Here is an 18,429-nt window from a genome sequence, read left to right as displayed (position 1 = left end):
TCTCACTGCTTGGGTGGGGAACGGGTGAACTCGATCACCTGGCTGCCGTCCGCCAGGATAGTCGGTTTTTTCTTCGGCTGCGCCTTCCAGGCGTGGCCGTACAGCACTTCATAGCTTGCCGGCAGCAGGCCGTCGCGACGCCGCGTTTCGTAGGCGTCGCAGATCCGCTGCCAGGTGTGCTTGCCCATCAGACCGCGATTGCGGCCGGCAGTTGCATTGTGGGCACCGATCGCCTTCAGATCGTGCATCACCTCGCGCACGCTGTCGTAGGTCATCACGATCTTTTCCATGTCCATCACCGGCTCGGAGAAGCCGCAGTGCATCAGCGCATCGCCCAGATCGTGCATGTCGATGAACTGGTTGACGTGGGTGGCGCCGTCCACCGCGCCGAAGGCGGCACGCAGCTCGGTCAGCGTGTCCGGCCCCAGCGTCGAGAACATCACCATGCCCTCCGGCTTCAGCACGCGCCGGAATTCGGCGAACACGCGGTCCGGCACGTTGACCCACTGGATCGCCAGATTGGACCAGATCATGTCGACGCTGTTATCGGCCAGCGGCAGGCGCTCGACATCGGCGCACAGCTGCCACGGTGCCTGGCGGCGGAACAGGCGGCCGAGCATGCCCTGGCCGTCGCGCTGCTTCTCGCGCGATGCGCACAGCATGCCATGCGCCAGGTCCAGCTCCAGCACCCGCGCCTGCGGATAACGCTGGCGCAGCATCGCCGCGCCGTAGCCGGTGCCGCTGCCGGCGTCGAGGATCACCGCCGGTTGCAGCTTGATGTAGTCGAGGCGCTCGGCCATGCGGTCGGACACCTCGCGCTGCAGCACCGCGGCGGAGTCGTAACTGGTGGCCGCCCGCTCGAACGAGGCGCGAACGCGGTCTTTGTCGGTGTAAAACGCTTCGCTCATGCGTGCTGTTCCAGGTGTAGTCGCAGGGCTTCGACAAAGTCCGTTTCATGCGACAGAAACGGCGCGTGCGAAGCCTGGGGAAAGTCGTAAAAAGTGGCGTCGGCCAGCTGCTCAGCCAGCCAGCGCCCGGCCCCGATCGGGGTGATCGCGTCGCGCGCGCCGTAGAACAGGCCGACCGGACAGGCGATGGCCGGTGCCAGCGCGCGCGCATCGGCGTGCAGCAGGCAGTGCAGCGCCGGCAGCAGGCCCTGCGGCCGGCCGTGGGCAAACAGCTGCGCCTTGAGCGCCTTCAGCGTGTCGCGGGCCGCCGGCGCGCCCATCATCTGCAGTGCGAGAAAGCGCTCCAGCGTCAGCTCGAACGCGGTGTCGAGATTGGCGCCGACGCCCTCAATCGCTGCGCGCGCCTGCGCATGCGGCCAAGCGTCGTCGCGCACGAAGCGCGGGCTGGTGGCCACCAGCGCCAGGCTGCGCACCTGCTGCGGATGCTGCGCCGCCCAGTGCTGCGCGATCAGGCCGCCCAGCGACCAGCCGAGCACATGCACCGGCAACGGAAAGTGGCCGGCGAGCGCGTCGGCAATCGCCGCCGCGTCAAACTGTGCGGCCGCGGCGCTGGCGCCGTGGCCGGGCAGATCGACCAGGTGCAGGCAGAAGTCGGCTTCAAGGTTGGCCGCAACGCGCTCGAACACGCCGCCGTGCAGCCCCCAGCCGTGCAGCAGCACCAGGTCCGGGCCACGGCCGCGGGATTCTATAAACAGGGTCATCGACTAGTGCAAATGGGGCAAAACCCGATTTTCGCAATAGCGCACCGGGAAAGAAAGCCCGTTGCACTCATGCCGGCTGCGGCAGCAAGCCGTCGCCGGCATGGGCCAGCTCCTGCTGCATGCCGGCCAGCCGCGGCCAGTCCAGCTCCGCCGCCGGTGCCGGCCGCGCAAAGTAGTAGCCCTGCAGCCGCGGGCAGCCGAGCTGGCGCAAGGTCTGCACCTGCAGCATGGTTTCCACCCCTTCCGCCACCACCTCCAGCCCCAGTGCCGCCGCCAGCGCCAGGATGGCGCGCACGATGGCGGAGGATTCCTCGTGGCAGTGGATGTCGCGCACGAAGGCCTGGTCGATCTTGAGCACGTCGAAGTGGTAGCGGTGCAGGTAGGACAGCGCCGAGTAGCCAGTGCCGAAGTCGTCCAGTGCCAGGCAGATGCCGCGCTCCTTCAGCTGCCGCATCACCTCGATCGCCACGTCCGGCACGTCGATCAGCGCGCTTTCGGTGATTTCCAGGTGCAGGGTGCCCACCGGCAGTGCGTGCTGCTGCATCAGCTCCTGCAGCCAGCCGACCAGCCCCGGATCGTGGAAGTGCGCCGAGGACAGGTTGATGTGCAGGCATACCGCATGGTCGATACGGCCGCTGCCATACCACTGCGCCAGCTGTGCGCAGGCATGCTCGATCATGTAGCGGTCCAGCTTCAGGATCAGGCCGCTTTCCTCCGCCATCGGCAGGAAGACGCCGGGTGCGATCAGGCCGCGTTGCGGGTGGTGCCAGCGCACCAGGGTCTCGAAACCGGCCAGCCTGCCGCTGTGGCTGTCCACGATCGCCTGGTAGTAGGGCACCAGCTCGTGGCGGTTTTCCAGCGCGTGGCGCAGCTCGGCTTCCAGTGCCAGCTGGTCGGCCTGGTCACGACGCAACTCGTGGTTGAACAGGGTATAGCCGTGGCGGCCGCGCTGCTTGGTACGGTACATCGCGTGGTCGGCGTCGCGCAGCAGGTCTTCCGCGCGCGAGTAGTGTTCCTTGTCGGCCAGCACCAGGCCGACACTGACGGTGGTAAACAGCTCGCGCCCGGACAGCATGATCGGGCGCTCGAACTCGCCAACCAGGCTCCGCGCCAGCCGCTCGCACTCTTCCAGCGAATCGATGCCGGACAGCAGCACTGCGAACTCGTCGCCGCCAAGGCGGGCGAGAAAGTCGGCGTAGCCGAGGCAGCTGCGGATGCGCTGCCCGGCCTCGGTGAGCAGGTGGTCGCCGGCGAGGTGGCCGAGGGTGTCGTTGACCAGCTTGAAGCGGTCAAGGTCAATGAACACCACCGCGAAGCGCTGCGCCGGATCGAGCTGGAACTGGTCCCAGTTGCGCTTCAGCACGCGCGAGAAGTAGCTGCGGTTGGGCAGCTTGGTCAGCGGGTCGTGCAGGCTGTCGTGCTGCAGCTGGGCGTTGACGGCATCCAGCTCGTTGGTGCGCTCCAGCACGCGCTGTTCCAGATCGGCATAGGCGCGCTGCAGGTCGTCCAGTGCCTGTACCCGCGCCAGCGCGCTGCCGATGTGGTTGGCGACGAACTCCAGCAGTTCCTGGTCGCGGTAGGAGTAGTGCACGCCCGGCTCGTAGCTCTGCACCGCCAGTACGCCGCGCAGCTCGTTGCCGCTGTACAGCGGCACGCCCAGCCAGCTGACCGGCGCCGCGATGTCGTGATCGTCACCGGCCAGCAACGTGTGGCCGGCCGCTTCGGCCAGCAGCAGCGGCCGGCCGCTGTGCAGTACCTGTTCCAGCAGGCCGCGACCGGGGCGCTGCGGCAGCGGGTCGGTCAGGTACAGGTCGGAACAATAGGGAAAGCTCAGCTCGTTGCGCACGCTGTCGTGCAGACACACCATGCAGTTGCTGGCGTCGATGAATTCGGACAGCAGCCGGTGCAGACCGACGAAGAAGGCCTCCATCGACAGGCTGGTATTGGAGATGTCGCCGATACGGAACAGCACGCTCTGCAGCTGCTCGGTACGCTTGCGCTCGGCCACCTCGGCATGCAGACGGATATTGATGCCTTCCAGCTCGGCGGTGCGCAGCCACACCTTGTGCTCCAGCTCGGCGCGGTGCGCCAGCCGCTCCAGCGCGCTGGCGATATGGTGGGCAATGAACAGGAAGGCATTCTGTGCCGCAGCATCGAAGCGCTGCTGCACGTCATAGCTCTGCACCACCACCGCGCCAACCGCCTTGCCGGCGGCATCCAGTAGCGGCACCCCCATCCACCACGCCGGCATCAGCCCGGACATCACCACGCCGTACTGCCGGCGCAGCTTGTCGATCTCGACGCCCGACAGCAGCATGAAGGCGTGCTGGCGGCACAGCCAGGCGGTCAGCGACAGCGCCTGCCCGCCGCAGGGAAACACCTCGTCCGGCCGCGGCGGCCGCGGCTCCATTACGTCGGCGAAATAGGGAAAGCGCAGCGTGCCGCCGTCCTCGTCCAGCAGTGCGATATAGAAGTTGTCGGCCGGCATCAGCCGGCTCACGGCGCGGTGCAGACGGGACAGGAAGTGTTCGACGTTCTGCGACTCGCTGGCGAGACGGTTGATGTCGAGCAGGATGTTGTGGGTGACGCGCGCCGCACTCAGGTCGTTGCGCAGGCGGGCGCTGGTCAGGTGTCCGGTCAGCAGCAGCGCCAGCTGCGCGGTACGCCTGTTGACGGTACCGCCATGCCAGAACAGAAAGCCGAGCGGCTGCTCATGACTGCCCAGTACCTGGCAGCAGATCGCAGCATCCAGCAGCGGGAGCGGGGCATCCGCCTTGGGCGTCGGCAGGGCGGACACATCCCCCCGCTGCGCCAGGCAACGCCACACTTCTCCCGGTTTTCCCCAAATGCTTGCCCCGACGGGTTGCTGCCAGCAAAACAGGAAATCCAGGGCAGCTTCGGCGGCGTCTTCGGGCGGAAACAGAATATCAGCCGTGCTATTCATACGATTTTGGTTGAGCCCACTACGCGGCCACGCATCGCAACCGCGATTTTATTGTTATGGGGCACACCGGGCAGGGCAACGACAGCGGCCGGGTCAGCGCAACAGCCTGACCAGCGCCTGTGCCAGTTGTGAAACATCCTGTCCGGAATGCGCCGCCGACAGCGACACACGCAAACGCGCGCTTCCTGCCGGCACCGTGGGAGGCCTGATGGCGGGAACCAGAATCCCCAAATCCTGTAATGCTCCTGCCACCTGCACGGCAGCCTCGTTGCCGCCAATGATAATCGCTTGAATTGGCATACGGGAAGGGCAGAGCCGGAAAGAAGTTTCCGCCAGCGCGGTGCGCAGTGCCGAAACATGTTGTTGCAGCACGCGGCGGCGCCACGATTCCTGCCTGATCAGTTGCAGGCTGGCCAGCACCGCAGCCGCCTGTGCCGGTGGATGGGCGGTGGTAAAAATATAGGTACGCGCCGCGTTTACCAGCCAGTCGATCAGCTGGCGGCTACCGGCGACGAAGGCGCCGGCCACCCCGGCCGCCTTGCCCAGTGTGGCCATGTACACCACGCGCGGATGCTGCAGCGCGTGCAGGGCCAGCGCGCCGCAGCCGTCGCCGAGGATGCCGAAACCGTGTGCATCGTCGATATAAAGCCATGCATCATAGCGCTCCGCCAGCTGCAGCAGTTCCGCCAGCGGTGCCTCGTCACCTTCCATGCTGTACACCGCATCCACCACGATCAGCCGCGATTGCGCAGGCGTGTTTTGCAACAGCTGCGCCAGATGCGCCAGATCATTGTGGCGAAAGCGCTTGAATTCGGCGCGCGACAGCTGGCAGGCGTCGTTGAGCGAGGCGTGGTTGAGCTTGTCGGCGAAGATGGCATCGCCGCGACCGACCAGGCTGCCGACCACACCAAGGTTGGCCGCATAGCCGGAGCCGAACAGCAGCGCCGCCTCGCAGCCGACAAACTCGGCCAGCGCCCGCTCCGCCTGCTCCTGGATGGCGAAGTGGCCGGCCACCAGTGCCGAGGAACCACCGCCGACGCCCCACCTTCCGATCGCCTCGCACATCGCCGCCTTCAGCGCCGGATGATTGGCGAGGCCCAGGTAGTCGTTGCTGGCGAAGGCCAGATAGTCGCGGCCGCCGATGCTGACGCGCGGCCCCTGCGGGCTGTCCAGTACCGCACGCTGGCGCAGACAGTGTCCGGCCTGCAGTTGCGACAGCGCGCCGGCGAGTTGATCGGGACGCATGCGGCCAACCTTTCCTTAGCTTGATTGATGAAAAAAGCACCCGCCGGCGGCAAGGTGCTTTTCGATGATGCCACGGCAGTATCGCCTAGGCGCAGCCGATCGAGAACAGGCTCTTACAGCGGCTGCAGGCCCAGCTTCTCCATCAGCGCGCGGTCGGCGTCGACGTCCGGGTTGCCGGTGGTCAGCAGCTTGTCGCCGTAGAAGATGGAGTTGGCACCGGCCAGGAAGCACAGCGCCTGCATCGCTTCCGGCATCTCGCGGCGTCCGGCCGACAGGCGGATATAGCTCTTCGGCAACGTCAGCCGCGCCACGGCGATGGTGCGCACGAACTCGGTCCAGTCCAGCGACTCGGCGCCGTCCAGCGGCGTGCCGGTCACCTTGACCAGATTGTTTACCGGCACCGACTCCGGCTGCGGGTCGAGGTTGGCCAGTTGCAGGATCAAGCCGGCGCGCTGCTCGCGGGTCTCGTTGAGGCCGACGATGCCGCCACAGCACACCGACAGCCCGGCACCGCGCACCTTGCCCAGCGTGGCGAGACGGTCTTCATAGTCACGGGTCTGGATGATGTCGGCGTACTTGTCCGGCGCGGTGTCCAGATTGTGGTTGTAGTAGTCGAGGCCGGCATCCTTCAGCTTCTCGGCCTGGCCGTCTTTCAGCAAGCCGAAGGTGGCACAGGTCTGCAGGCCCAGCGCCTTCACCCGCTGCACCATGTCCAGCGTCTTTTCCAGGTCGGCATCCTTGGGGCCGCGCCAGGCGGCACCCATGCAGAAACGGCCGGCGCCGTTGGCCTTGGCGTGGCGCGCGGCGTCCACCACCTCGTCCACCGTCATCATCGGCTGGTTTTCCACCGCCGTTTCATGGTGTACCGACTGCGGGCAGTAGCCGCAGTCCTCCGGACAGCCGCCGGTCTTGATCGACACCAGCGTCGACAGCTGCACGCGGCTGGGGTCGAAGTGCTGGCGATGGACCTCGGCGGCACGGAACACCAGTTCCATGAACGGCAGGTCGTACAGCGCCTCGACTTCCTGCCGGCCCCACAGTGCGGATTCGGGATGCGGGGTGGCGGAACACTGGAATTGGATGGTGGCCTGGGTCATGGTGGGCTATCGTCACTGTCTGAGAGTCAAAACTGGGCGAATCTTGCGCGAGGGCCGACCATGCTGTCAAACGCGATTGCGTCGTTACTTAACAATTGCCTTGTTTTTGAGCAGCACTGCCAGCTGTGCGGCCAACGTCCGTGTGCCGGTGGCGTCTGTCCGGCCTGTGCCGCCGCGCTGGCGAGCCCCGCCGCCACGCGCTGCCCGGTGTGCGCCGCGGCGGCGGCCAGCAGCCTGGTGCCCTGCGGCCATTGCCTGCGCAGGCCGCCGGCATTTGTGCGCCTGCACGCCGCCTACGGCTACGACTACCCGCTCGACGGCCTGATCGGCGCCTGCAAATACGGCCGCCAGCCGGCATTGCAGGGCGCGCTCGCCAACCTGTTACGGCAGCAGCTGCAAAGCACGCACGAGCGGCCGGAAATCGACCTGGTGGTCGCGGTGCCGCTGGCGCCGGCACGGCTGGCGGAACGCGGTTTTAACCTGCCGGATGCCCTGGCGCAGGCAGTCGCTGCTACAATCGGCGGCCGCATCGCCCACGACTTGTGTGTGCGCAAACGCAACACTGCGCCACAGGCCGCGCTCGACCGTCGTCATCGGCTGCGCAATGTACGCGATGCTTTTTGCGTAAAGCGCCGCTGTGACGGGCTTTCCATCGCCATCGTCGACGACGTCGCCACCACCGGCGCCACCCTCGATGCGCTGGCCAAGGCGCTGCAAAAAGCGGGCGCAAAACGGGTCGAAGCCTGGGTGCTTGCCAGGGCCTCCGACCACAAAATTTGACCAACCTGTTGATTTACCGGATTATTCACCCCGCAACGATGTTTACTGTTGTTCTCTACCAGCCGGAAATACCGCCCAATACGGGCAATATTATTCGACTCTGTGCCAACACCGGCTGTGAACTGCACTTGGTCAAACCGCTGGGTTTTCCGCTCGAAGACGCCAAACTGAAACGCGCCGGACTCGACTATCACGAGTACGCCCGCATGGTGGTCCACGAGAACTGGGAAGCCTGTCTGGCCCACCTTGGCCCGCGCCGCATCTTCGCGGCCACCACCAAGGGCGCCACGCGGCACGACCGCATCGCCTTCCAACCCGGCGATGTTTTGCTGTTCGGACCTGAATCACGCGGCTTGCCCCAGGAAATCCTGGACAGTCTCCCGACTGCCCAGCGGGTGCGGTTGCCGATGCGGGCCGAATCACGCAGTCTCAATCTCTCTAACGCTGTCGCCGTCCTCGTGTTCGAGGCCTGGCGTCAACACGGTTTTGCCGGAGGGATCTGAGCCAGTTCACTGAGTTGGCGCAACAGCATAGGAGAGGTTCATGCGACCTTTTTACCGATGGCTGTGGCTTGCGTTCATCAGTGCTGTACTGGTGGCCTGTACCACCGTCAGACCGGCAACTGCCACCCAGACAGCCAAGGTCACGACCAAAAAATCGCCTGCCAACACAGGCGCCTACTTTCAGAATGACGGCCCGGGCAGCAACATCCCGGTTAACCTGGACCTGGTTCCGGACGCCGTTCCCCAGGCAGAACCGCTGATCGCTGCGGCCAACCTGCCCTACACCGCGCTGGGCATGAGCTTCCGCCCGGACAAGAGCGCCAAGCCTTACCGCAAGACCGGCCGCGCCTCCTGGTACGGCAAACAGTTCCACGGGCGCAAGACCAGCTCCGGCGAACGCTACGACATGTTCGCGATGACCGCGGCGCATCCGACGCTGCCGATCCCGAGCTATGCCCGCGTCACCAATGTCAGCAATGGCGAATCGGTGATCGTGCGCATCAATGACCGCGGCCCGTTCCACAAGAGCCGGCTGATGGACCTCAGCTACGCTGCCGCCCATCGCCTGGGCTACATCAACCGCGGCTCGGCCGAGGTGCTGATCGAGCGTGTGTTTCCGGTCACCGGCAGCGAGCGCATCGCCACCAAGCCGCCGGCGATGCAGGCCGCCGCCAGCGATCCGCTGTACCTGCAGCTGGGCAACTTCTCGCGGCTGGCCCGTGCCGAGGCCGAGCTGAAAAAGCTGCTGGCCGACGACAGCCTGCACGACGACAAGCTGGCTATCGTCAATCACGAGGGCATCTACAGCATCCGCATGGGCCCGTTCCAGGGCGACCACGAAGCGCTGGCCGTCGCCAACGCACTCAGCGTGGCGCCGGTGATCACCCGCTAAGCCCGCTGTGCCAGCACCGCCTGCCTACCCCCGCGTAGCCGGGCGGTTTTTCATGGCGACGACGGCAGACTGATGCCGGCCGCCTTGATCACCGCGGCCAGGGTGGCGAAATGGGCGGCGATATCCTGCTCGTGCACGTGGGCATAGCCCAGCAGCAGGCCCTGCTGCGCCGGCGCCGCGCCGCGGTAATAGGCGCTCAGCGGCCGGGTGAGGATGCCCTGCTGCAACGCGGCCTCGGCAATGGCGTGATCGTCGCAGCCATCGGGTAGGCCCAGCACCAGATGCAGGCCGGCGGCGCCGTCATGGATAGGCAGCCGCGCGCCAAAATGCGCGGCGATCGCCGCCAGCAGCGTCTCGCGCCGTAGCGCATAGAGATGGCGCATGCGGCGGATGTGCGACACGAAGTGGCCCTCGGCGATGAAATCCGCCAGCACCGCCTGCGTCAGGTACTGCCCGCCGCGGAACAGCTCCGACAGCCCGGTCTGGAAGCTGGCGACCAGCGCTTCCGGCACCACCATGTAGGCTAGCCGCAGACCGGGGTAAATCACCTTGGAAAAAGTAGCCAGGTAGATGACGCGGCCGTGGCGGTCCAGCCCCTGCAGCGACGGCAGCGGCGAGCGGCCGTAGCGGAATTCGCTGTCGTAGTCGTCCTCCACGATCCAGCTGTCGTGGCGGCGGGCATAGGCCAGCAAGCGCCGCCGCCGCGCCAGGCTCATCACCGCGCCCAGCGGGTACTGGTGTGACGGCGACACGTAGATCAGCTTCGGCGCCCCCAGCCGCGCGCCCTCCTCCACCTGCAGGCCGTCACCGTCCACCGCCACCGGCTGCGTGTCGAGCCCGCTGCTGCGCCACACGCTGTGCACACCCCAGTAACCCGGATTCTCCACCCACGCGCTATCGCCGACATCGCCCAGCAGCAGCGCGATCAGCTGCAACGCCGCGTGCGAGCCGTTGGTGACGATGATCTGTTCCGGCGTGCAGATCACGCCGCGCGAGCTGCGCAGGTAGTCGGCCAGCGCGCTGCGCAGCGCCGGCAGCCCGGGGCCGACGGAGTAGGTCAGCAAGTCCGGCTGCGGCTTGCGCCACTGGCGGTTGTGCAGCCGCATCCAGGTGCGCGACGGAAAGGTGCGCACCTCCGGCACCCCCGGCATGAAGGCGCCCCACTGCTTGTCGCCGGCGCCGGCCTGCGCCACCAGCTGCGTGCCGCGCCGCGAGATCTCGGCCAGGCTGTCGGCGCTACCCCTGGCCGCCGCCGGCTCGCGCCCGGGCAGGAGCTCCGGCCCGGTATCCAGTACGAAGGTGCCGCGGCCAACCCCGGCTGCCAGATAGCCCTCCACCACCAGCCGTTCGTAGACGTGGATCACGGTGTTGCGCGCAACGCCCAGATCTTGCGCCAACTGCCGCGACGAGGGCAGCCGCAGCCCCGGCGGCAGCACCTCCTGCAGGATGCCGTCGCGCAGCAGGCGGTACAGCTGCAGGGTGTTGGATTCGGCGCTGTCGCGGCGGAAGTGCTGTAGCAGCAGGTCGGCCAGCATTTGCTGCCGCGCGATCTGGAAAGGGGAGGACGGGGACGCCATGACAGGAAACCGCGCAGATTGGTTCTATTAAAAAAACAGGATTGGGTCTAATTTTATCACCAATCAGCGCTTACACTGCCGCCGGCTTTTGCTTGCAACAACAATCACGGCTGCCCTGCACTCCCCAGCAACCCAATAACGGTATCGGCGCGTCCGCGCACGGTCACCAGGCAGCCGCCAACGGAGAATCTGATTCAATGAGTGCTTCATCCCCAGGACTGAGCCACGGGCTCAAGGAACGTCACGTCACCATGTTGTCCATCGCCGGCGTAATCGGCGCCGGCCTGTTTGTCGGCTCCGGCCACGCCATTGCCGAAGCCGGCCCGGCAGTGCTGATCGCCTACGCCATCGCCGGCCTGCTGGTGATCCTGGTCATGCGCATGCTCGGCGAGATGGCCGTGGCCTCGCCCGATACCGGCTCGTTTTCCACCTATGCCGACCGCGCCATCGGCCACTGGGCCGGTTACCTGATCGGCTGGCTGTACTGGTGGTTCTGGGTGCTGGTGATCCCGCTGGAGGCCACCGCCGCCGCCACCATCCTGCACGCCTGGTTTGCCGGCGTGCCGCTATGGGCGTTTGCCCTGGGTATCACCGTGCTGCTGACCATCACCAACTTGTTCAGCGTCAAGAACTACGGCGAATTCGAGTTCTGGTTCGCGCTGGTCAAGGTGGTCGCCATCGTCGCCTTCCTTGCCATTGCCGCCGCCGCCATCATGGGCCTGATTCCGGGTAGCCAGACCAGCGGCGTGTCGCGACTGTTTGCCCACGGCGGCTTCATGCCCAACGGTTTCGGTGCGGTACTGGGCGCAATGCTGACCACCATGTTCACCTTCCTCGGTACCGAAATCGTCACCATCGCGGCAGCCGAGTCCGACAACCCGCAGCAGCAGATCACCAAGGCCACCAACTCGGTGGTGTGGCGTATCAGCCTGTTCTACCTCGGCTCGATCTTCGTTGTGACGTCGCTGGTGGCATGGAACGACCCGCTGCTGGCCTCGTCCGGCTCCTACCAGCGCACGCTGGAGCTGATCGGCATCCCCAACGCCAAGGCCATCGTCGATGTGGTGGTGCTGATTTCGGTAGCCAGCTGCCTGAACTCGGCGCTGTATACCGCCTCGCGCATGCTGTACTCGCTGGCCACCCGTCGCGATGCGATGCAGATGTTCAACAAGACCGCCGGCAACGGCACGCCGCAAAACGCGGTGCTGGGCTCGATGGTGGTGGGCTTCCTGATGGTGATCGCCAACTATCTGGTACCGGAAGCGGTATTCAACGTGCTGCTGGCCACCTCCGGCGCCATTGCGCTGCTGGTCTACATGGCGATCGCCATCTCCCAGCTGCGCATGCGCAAGCAGCTGATTGCCCGCGGCGAGAGCCCGGCCTTCAAGATGTGGCTGTTCCCGTGGCTGACCTGGGCGGTGATCCTGTTCATCGCCGCGGTGCTGGTGATCATGGCCTTCCGCCCCGACCACCAGATCGAGGTGCTCAGTACCGGCGTACTGACCATGCTGTTGCTGCTGGTAGGCTGGGTCCGCTCGCGCCTGCTGGGCACCGGCTGGCGCCACAGCAGCCCGACACTGGCTGCGGCCAACGCCGGCTGAACCTGCATTTGTCCACGCTTGCCCGTCTGCCCGCTGCAGACGGGCTTTTTTCATGCTGCCAGCACACGGCGCCGGCAAGAAAAAACCCCGGCACGGGCCGGGGTCAATACCTTTGCAGGCTCCTGCTCAGGGAGGTGAAGCAGGACGGTGTGAACACCTGCCTGGTTTGACGGTCTACCCGGGCAAAGTTCCGGCCTCACCACCATTTTCTTCAGCGGCGGCTCCGGCTCCGGCAGCAAACCAGCCCTGTACCTGCTGCTCTACTTCGGCAATACCCGTCTTTTTTGAGCCGGAAAACAGCTGAATGCTGATTTGCGGGTAGTCATGCAGTTCTTTTTTGACCGAGGCTAAGACTTTTTGCTGCTCCTGGCGCGATAATTTGTCGGCCTTGGACAGCAGGATATGTACCGGCCGGCCGGTTTCACGGAAAAACTCGATCATCTTCCAGTCCAGATCGCGTAGCGGCCGGCGCGAATCCATGATCAGTAACAGGCCGATCAGGCTGGTGCGCGACTGCAGGTACTGTCCCAGCAGTTCCACCCAGTGTGCACGCACCGCCTCCGGTACCTCGGCATAGCCGTAGCCGGGCAGGTCGACCAGATAGCGCTCCTGGCCCAGGTCGAAGAAATTGATGTGCTGCGTCCGCCCCGGTGTCTTGGACACGAAGGCCAGCCGGGTACGGTTGCACAGGGCATTGATGGCACTGGATTTGCCCGCATTGGAACGCCCGACAAAGGCGATCTCGGCACGGGTCGGCGGCAAATCCTTGAGGTGATTCACGGTGGTAAAAAAGCGGGCGTTCTGAAAGATCGTCATAGTAGTAAGTGCAAAGTCGGTTGATATAGAATAGCAGGTTTGAAATTGCCATCTTTACAGACTTTACAGATATTTACGCAATCTCTCTTGAGGAGTGACCATGAAACGTAAGATGCTGTTGGCGATCGCTGCCGCTACCCTTGCCGGTAGCGCACTGGCCGCCACCCCAGCTGTGAGCCGTGGCGATGCCGCCAAAGGCAAAGTGATTGCCGAGCAGGTGTGCGCCGCCTGTCACGGTGCCGACGGCAACAGCGTGGCCTCCGCCAATCCGTCGCTGGCCGGCCAGCACGCCCAATACCTCGAAAGCCAGCTCAAGGCCTTCAAGAGCGGCCAACGCAACGACCCGATCATGATGGGCATGTCTGCCGCCCTGTCCGATGCCGACATGAAAAACGTGGCCGAGTATTTCAGCACGCAAAAACTCAAGGCACGCCAGGCCAGCGACAAAACCCTGCTGCCGGCCGGCCAGAAGCTGTACAAGGCCGGCAATCCGGTAACCCGCATTCCGGCCTGTATGGCCTGCCACGGCCCTGCCGGCAAGGGCTTCCCGGCCCAGTACCCGGCCCTGGGCAGCCAGCATGCGGCCTACATCGTCAAGCAGCTGAACGACTTCAAGGCCGGCACCATGCGCAAGAATTCGGTGATGGCGGATGTCGCCATGCGCATGTCCGATGCCGACATGAAAGCGGTAGCAGAGTACATTTCCGGCCTGCGTTAAGCGCAACTTTTTGCTGCTGTCACGTTCCAAAAGGGGGGCCTTCATGCCCCCCTTTGTCGTACGTCAAAACACATGAAACCCAATAAGCCTTCAGCATCAAATCTTTACCATGCCTACGAGCTGTTCAGCTCGATGCGCTTTGCCATCGGCTTGCTGACCATTCTGGCCATCGCCTCGATCATCGGCACCGTGCTCAAGCAGAACGAGCCTTACCCCAACTATGCCTTCGAATTCGGCCAGTTCTGGTTTGTCGCCTTCGAAAAGCTGGGCCTGTACGACGTCTACCACTCGTCGTGGTTTCTGCTGATCCTTGCCTTCCTGGTGCTGTCCACCACGCTTTGCATCATCCGCAATGGTCCGACTTTCCTGCGCGAGATGAAGAGCTTCCGCGAGCATGCCACCGATAACTCGCTGCGCGCGATGCGCCACAGCCGGCAGCTGGCGCTGACGCTGGACGAGCCGCAAGCGATGCGCCTGCTGCAAGGCCACGGCCTGCGCGTGAAGCGCGCGGCGCGCAACGACGGCAGCGTACTGCTGGCGGCGAAGAAGGGGAGCGCCAACAAGCTGGGCTACTTCTTCGCCCACATCGCAATGGTGGTGATCTGCATCGGCGGCCTGATGGACGGCAACCTGCCGCTCAAGCTTGGCGAGCTGACCGGCAGCATCACGCCGGAAACGCGCGACCTGCCGCAGGCGCAGGTTCCACAGCAAAGCCGGCTGACTGCGGCCAACCTGTCGTTCCGCGGCAGCGTGACGGTGCCGGAGGGCAAGAGTGCCGACGTGATCTTCATGAACAGCGGCAACGGCTACCTGGTGCAGGAGCTGCCGTTCATCGTCACGCTGAAGAAATTCCACGTCGACTACTACGGCAACGGCATGCCCAAGCTGTTTGCCAGTGACCTGGTCATCACCGACAAGGACAGCGGCAAGACCTCCGAGCACACCATCAAGGTCAACCACCCGCTGGTGGTCGACGGCGTGGCCATTTACCAGGCCAGCTTCGGCGACGGCGGTTCGCCGCTGCAGCTGAAGGCATGGAACCTGCAGACCCCGCAGGCGGCACCGACCGAGATCAAGGGCAACTCGCTGGGCGCGCAGCCGCTGAAGGTCAACGGCCGCGACTACCGGCTGGAATTCGGCGAACTGCGCGTATTCAACGTGGAGAACACCGGCACGCCGAGCAGCGGCGACAAGTCGCTGGCGCAGCGCCTCAACGATGTGCGCTCGGTGCGGCAGGACACCAAGGACCTGAAGAACATCGGTCCGTCGATCAGCTTCAAGCTGCGCGATCAGCACGGCCAGGCGCGCGAATACCAGCACTACATGGCACCGATACAGCAGGACGGCGCGTGGTACCAGGTGGCCGGCGTGCGCAGCGAGGTATCGCAACCGTTCCAGTACCTGCGCATTCCGCTGGACAAGGACATGAGCATCGCCAGCTTCATGCGCCTGTACGCGGCGCTGAAGAACCCGGCGCTGTACGACGAGATCCGCGCGCGCACCACCGCCAAGGCGATGCAGGGCCAGGCGATCAGCCCGGCGATGCAGCAGCAATTCTCCGACAGCGTGCGCTGGGTGCTGTCGCGCTTTGCCCAGGGCGGCTTTGGCGCGCTGGAGCAGTTCCTCGACGACAAGGTGCCGGCCGACAAGCGCCAGGCGATCGCGCAGACCTACATCAAGATCCTGCAGGGCGCGGTGGTCGATGTGATGGACGTGGCACAGGCCCGTGCCGGCCTGCCAGCGTGGCCGCAGGACGCCAAGCACTACCGCTTCCTGCTCGACAGCCTGGTCAGCGCCAGCGCGCTGCAGGACTACGCGGCGCCGGTGTACCTGGAAATGAGCGGCTTTGAGCAGGTGCAGGCCTCCGGCCTGCAAATGACGCGCTCGCCGGGCAAGAACGTGGTTTACCTTGGTTCGCTGCTGCTGGTGATCGGCATCATCCTGATGTTCTACGTGCGCGAAGTGCGCGTCTGGCTGCTGCTGCAGCGCGACGACACCCGTCTGGCGATGACCTCCAACCGCCACAACCGCGATCTGGACCAGGACTTCGAGCACATGCTCGGCTATCTGAACAAACAGGCTGGAGAAGCATGATGGAAATGGTGTTGCAACAACCGCTGTACAAGCGTCTGGCCGCCGGTGACTGGCTGTACGCGCTGCTGATCATCGTCGCGGCCGGCTACAGCTTCAGCCTGTACGGCAGCGCGATGGACTACTACGAACAGCTGATCCTGGTGGGCAGCAGCATCGGGCTGGTGGCACTGGGCTGGTTCTGGCCGAGCTGGCGCTGGTTTTTCCCGCTGGCCGGGGCGGTGTCGCTGCTGGCGATCCAGCTGTATGACCACAACCTGGCGCGCGCAGCGGAAAGCTTCGGCCTGAAGTACCTGCTGTCCAGCCAGTCGTCGTTCATGTGGATGTGCACGCTGTTCTTTCTCGCCACCGTGCTGTACTGGGCCGGCACCCTCTCCCGCGCCGGCCTGCTGATGCGCATGGGCCGCGGCCTGACCTGGGCGGCGGCGGTGTTCGCGCTGGCCGGGCTGTTCACCCGCTGGTACGAGAGCTACCTGATCGCGCCGGACGTTGGCCGCATCCCGGTCTCCAACCTGTACGAAGTGTTCATCCTGTTCTGTCTGATCACCGCGCTGATGTATTTGTACTACGAGGCCAAGTTCGCGGTACGCCAGGTTGGCGCCTTCGTGCTGCTGGTGATCAGCGCCGCGGTCGGCTTCATCCTGTGGTACACCTTCGAGCGCCAGGCGCACGAGATCCAGCCGCTGATCCCGGCGCTGCAATCGTGGTGGATGAAGATCCACGTGCCGGCCAACTTCGTCGGCTACGGCGCGTTCGCGATGTCGGCGATGATAGGCGTGGCGCAGCTGCTGATCCGCCGCGGCATCCTCGCCAGCCGCCTGCCCTCGGCCGAGATACTGGACGAGGTGATGTACAAGGCCATCGCCGTCGGCTTCCTGTTCTTCACCATCGCCACCATCCTCGGCGCGATGTGGGCGGCGGACGCCTGGGGCGGCTACTGGAGCTGGGACCCGAAAGAAACCTGGGCGCTGATCGTGTGGCTGAACTACGCCGCCTGGCTGCACATGCGCCTGGTCAAGGGCTGGCGCGGCGAACCGCTGGCATGGTGGGCGGTGGTCGGTCTGCTGGTGACCTCGTTCGCCTTCATCGGCGTCAACATGTTCCTGTCCGGCCTGCACTCCTACGGCACGCTGTAACACACCAGGTTGGCCGCATGCGGCCAACCTGGTCACCCCCGCGACCCGGCCCTGTGCCGGGTCGTGGCGTTTGGCGACCGGCTTTACCGTGGCCGCCAATCGTTGCACACTGCCACGCTCAACCCTTCGCCGCCGGACAACACCGGCGACGCCACCATCAGGAAGCACCGATGACCCAGCCACCATTGCACCCCGCCACCCTCGCCGTCCGCGCCGGCGAAGACGATTTCCGCCCGCACGCCGCACTGGCGGTGCCCATCGAGTTCGGTATCGCCCACGGCTACCCGGATGTGGACAGCTGGGAGCAGGTGGCGCGCGGCGAGGTGCCCGGCCCGCTGTACGCGCGCAATACCGCCCACCCCACCAGCCTGGCGCTGGAAGCCAAGCTGGCGGCGCTGGAAGGCGCGGCGGCAGCGGTGAGCTTCGGCAGCGGCATGGCGGCGATCAGCAGCACGCTGATGGCGCTGCTCAAGCCCGGCGCGCGGGTGGTGGCCGGCAAGGACACCTACGGCGGCAGCCACTACCTGTTGCAGCACACCCTGCCGCAATGGGGTGTGCAGGTGACGCTGTGCGACACCACCGACGCCGCCGCCTTCGAGGCCGCGCTGGCCGGCGGCTGCGAACTGCTGTACCTGGAGTCGCCCACCAACCCGCTGCTCAAGGTGCAGGACATCCGCCGCCTGGCCGCCGCCGGCCATGCCGCCGGCGCGCTGGTGGTGATCGACAACACCTTCGCCACCCCGGTGAATCAGAATCCGCTGGCGCTGGGCGCCGACCTGGTGCTGCACAGCGCCACCAAGTTCCTCGGCGGCCACGCCGATGCCATGGGCGGCATCGTCTGCGGCAGCCAGGCGCTGACCGACCGCATCCGCCACTACCGCGAGATCCACGGCGCCTGCCTCGACCCGATGAGCGCGTTCCTGATCCTGCGCGGCATCAAGACGCTGGCGCTGCGCATGCGCCAGCACAACGACAACGCGCTGGCGCTGGCACAGTGGCTGCAACAGCAGCCGGCGGTGGCGCAGGTGAACTACCCGGGCCTGCCGGACCACCCGCAGCACGCCATCGCCCGCGCGCAGATGCAAGGCTTCGGCGGCGTGCTCAGCTTCGAGCTGGCCGGCGGTTTTGCCGCCGTGCGCCGCCTGTTGCCGCGCTGCCAGCTGCTGATCCGCGCCGCCACGCTGGGCACGGTGGATACCCTGCTGGGGGTGCCCAGCACCACCAGCCACGTGGAGTGCAGCGAACAGGAACGCATCGCGCTGGGTATTCCCGGCGGGCTGGTGCGCTGCTCGGTGGGCATCGAAGACATCCGCGACATCATCGCCGACCTGCAGCAGGCGCTGGCCGAGTGAGCACCAGG

The 18,429-nt window shown here is 65.6% G+C and carries 15 protein-coding genes; 8 read left to right on the top strand and 7 right to left on the bottom strand.

The annotated features are described in order from the left end of the window. Window positions 1–2: 2 nt before the first annotated feature. The 5 genes from bioC to bioB all read right to left on the bottom strand — a co-directional run bounded on the left by bioC (window position 3) and on the right by bioB (window position 6,955). Window positions 3–908, bottom strand: a complete 906-nt coding sequence (gene bioC / locus IE083_RS07285; RefSeq protein WP_189352949.1) for a malonyl-ACP O-methyltransferase BioC — start codon at window positions 906–908, stop codon at window positions 3–5. Next, the gene (gene bioH / locus IE083_RS07280; RefSeq protein WP_189352948.1) at window positions 905–1,669 is read right to left on the bottom strand and encodes a pimeloyl-ACP methyl ester esterase BioH; all 765 of its coding nucleotides are present in this window, start codon (window positions 1,667–1,669) and stop codon (window positions 905–907) included. Before bioH ends, bioC begins: the two co-directional genes overlap by 4 nt. A 67-nt stretch (window positions 1,670–1,736) precedes the next feature. Beyond that, entirely contained in the window at window positions 1,737–4,466 is a 2,730-nt protein-coding gene (locus IE083_RS07275; protein WP_229799645.1) for a bifunctional diguanylate cyclase/phosphodiesterase, read from the bottom strand. Between the two features lie 240 nt (window positions 4,467–4,706). Continuing rightward, on the bottom strand, window positions 4,707–5,858 hold the full coding sequence (bioF, locus tag IE083_RS07270; RefSeq protein WP_189352946.1) for an 8-amino-7-oxononanoate synthase: 1,152 nt from the start codon (window positions 5,856–5,858) through the stop codon (window positions 4,707–4,709). A 113-nt stretch (window positions 5,859–5,971) separates the two neighbouring features. Next, window positions 5,972–6,955, bottom strand: coding sequence for a biotin synthase BioB (gene bioB / locus IE083_RS07265; protein ID WP_189352945.1), 984 nt, complete (start codon window positions 6,953–6,955; stop codon window positions 5,972–5,974). On the opposite strand from bioB, the gene IE083_RS07260 reads away from it, so the two are divergent. The 3 genes from IE083_RS07260 to IE083_RS07250 are packed head-to-tail and all read left to right on the top strand — an operon-like array spanning window position 6,911 to window position 9,130. Next, window positions 6,911–7,735: a ComF family protein gene (locus tag IE083_RS07260; RefSeq protein WP_229799644.1), complete on the top strand. Its 825-nt coding sequence runs from the start codon at window positions 6,911–6,913 to the stop codon at window positions 7,733–7,735. The two genes, bioB and IE083_RS07260, sit on opposite strands and share 45 nt — an antisense overlap. Before the next feature lie 38 nt (window positions 7,736–7,773). Continuing rightward, a complete protein-coding gene (trmL, locus tag IE083_RS07255) occupies window positions 7,774–8,238 on the top strand; it encodes a tRNA (uridine(34)/cytosine(34)/5-carboxymethylaminomethyluridine(34)-2'-O)-methyltransferase TrmL (protein WP_189353000.1) in 465 nt (154 codons plus the stop codon). Window positions 8,239–8,278: 40 nt separating this feature from the next. Next, window positions 8,279–9,130: a septal ring lytic transglycosylase RlpA family protein gene (locus tag IE083_RS07250; protein ID WP_189352944.1), complete on the top strand. Its 852-nt coding sequence runs from the start codon at window positions 8,279–8,281 to the stop codon at window positions 9,128–9,130. Between the two features lie 50 nt (window positions 9,131–9,180). Here IE083_RS07250 and pdxR read toward each other — a convergent pair whose 3' ends face one another. After that, entirely contained in the window at window positions 9,181–10,707 is a 1,527-nt protein-coding gene (gene pdxR, locus IE083_RS07245; RefSeq protein WP_229799643.1) for a MocR-like pyridoxine biosynthesis transcription factor PdxR, read from the bottom strand. Between the two features lie 197 nt (window positions 10,708–10,904). On the opposite strand from pdxR, the gene gabP reads away from it, so the two are divergent. Then, window positions 10,905–12,308: a GABA permease gene (gabP, locus tag IE083_RS07240; protein ID WP_189352943.1), complete on the top strand. Its 1,404-nt coding sequence runs from the start codon at window positions 10,905–10,907 to the stop codon at window positions 12,306–12,308. A gap of 174 nt (window positions 12,309–12,482) precedes the next feature. Here the strand turns inward: gabP and yihA are convergent, their stop codons facing one another. Next, entirely contained in the window at window positions 12,483–13,124 is a 642-nt protein-coding gene (gene yihA / locus IE083_RS07235; RefSeq protein ID WP_189352942.1) for a ribosome biogenesis GTP-binding protein YihA/YsxC, read from the bottom strand. 100 nt (window positions 13,125–13,224) lie between these two features. Between yihA and IE083_RS07230 the strand changes: the two genes are divergently transcribed. The 4 genes from IE083_RS07230 (at window position 13,225) to IE083_RS07215 (ending at window position 18,421) form a co-directional block, all read left to right on the top strand. Then, window positions 13,225–13,842, top strand: a complete 618-nt coding sequence (locus IE083_RS07230; RefSeq protein ID WP_189352941.1) for a c-type cytochrome — start codon at window positions 13,225–13,227, stop codon at window positions 13,840–13,842. A 72-nt stretch (window positions 13,843–13,914) separates the two neighbouring features. Beyond that, window positions 13,915–15,936 (top strand): cytochrome c biogenesis protein ResB, encoded by a 2,022-nt coding sequence (locus IE083_RS07225; RefSeq protein ID WP_189352940.1) that lies wholly within the window; start codon window positions 13,915–13,917, stop codon window positions 15,934–15,936. Beyond that, on the top strand, window positions 15,933–17,069 hold the full coding sequence (gene ccsB, locus IE083_RS07220; RefSeq protein ID WP_373295175.1) for a c-type cytochrome biogenesis protein CcsB: 1,137 nt from the start codon (window positions 15,933–15,935) through the stop codon (window positions 17,067–17,069). Before IE083_RS07225 ends, ccsB begins: the two co-directional genes overlap by 4 nt. A gap of 170 nt (window positions 17,070–17,239) precedes the next feature. Next, a complete protein-coding gene (locus tag IE083_RS07215; protein ID WP_189352939.1) occupies window positions 17,240–18,421 on the top strand; it encodes an aminotransferase class I/II-fold pyridoxal phosphate-dependent enzyme in 1,182 nt (393 codons plus the stop codon). Window positions 18,422–18,429 lie beyond the last annotated feature (8 nt).

This window comes from Vogesella fluminis (assembly GCF_014652335.1).
Lineage (GTDB): Bacteria > Pseudomonadota > Gammaproteobacteria > Burkholderiales > Chromobacteriaceae > Vogesella > Vogesella fluminis.
The sequence above is the reverse complement of the archived record's forward strand: the minus strand, read 5'-3'. Positions and strand labels throughout refer to the sequence as shown.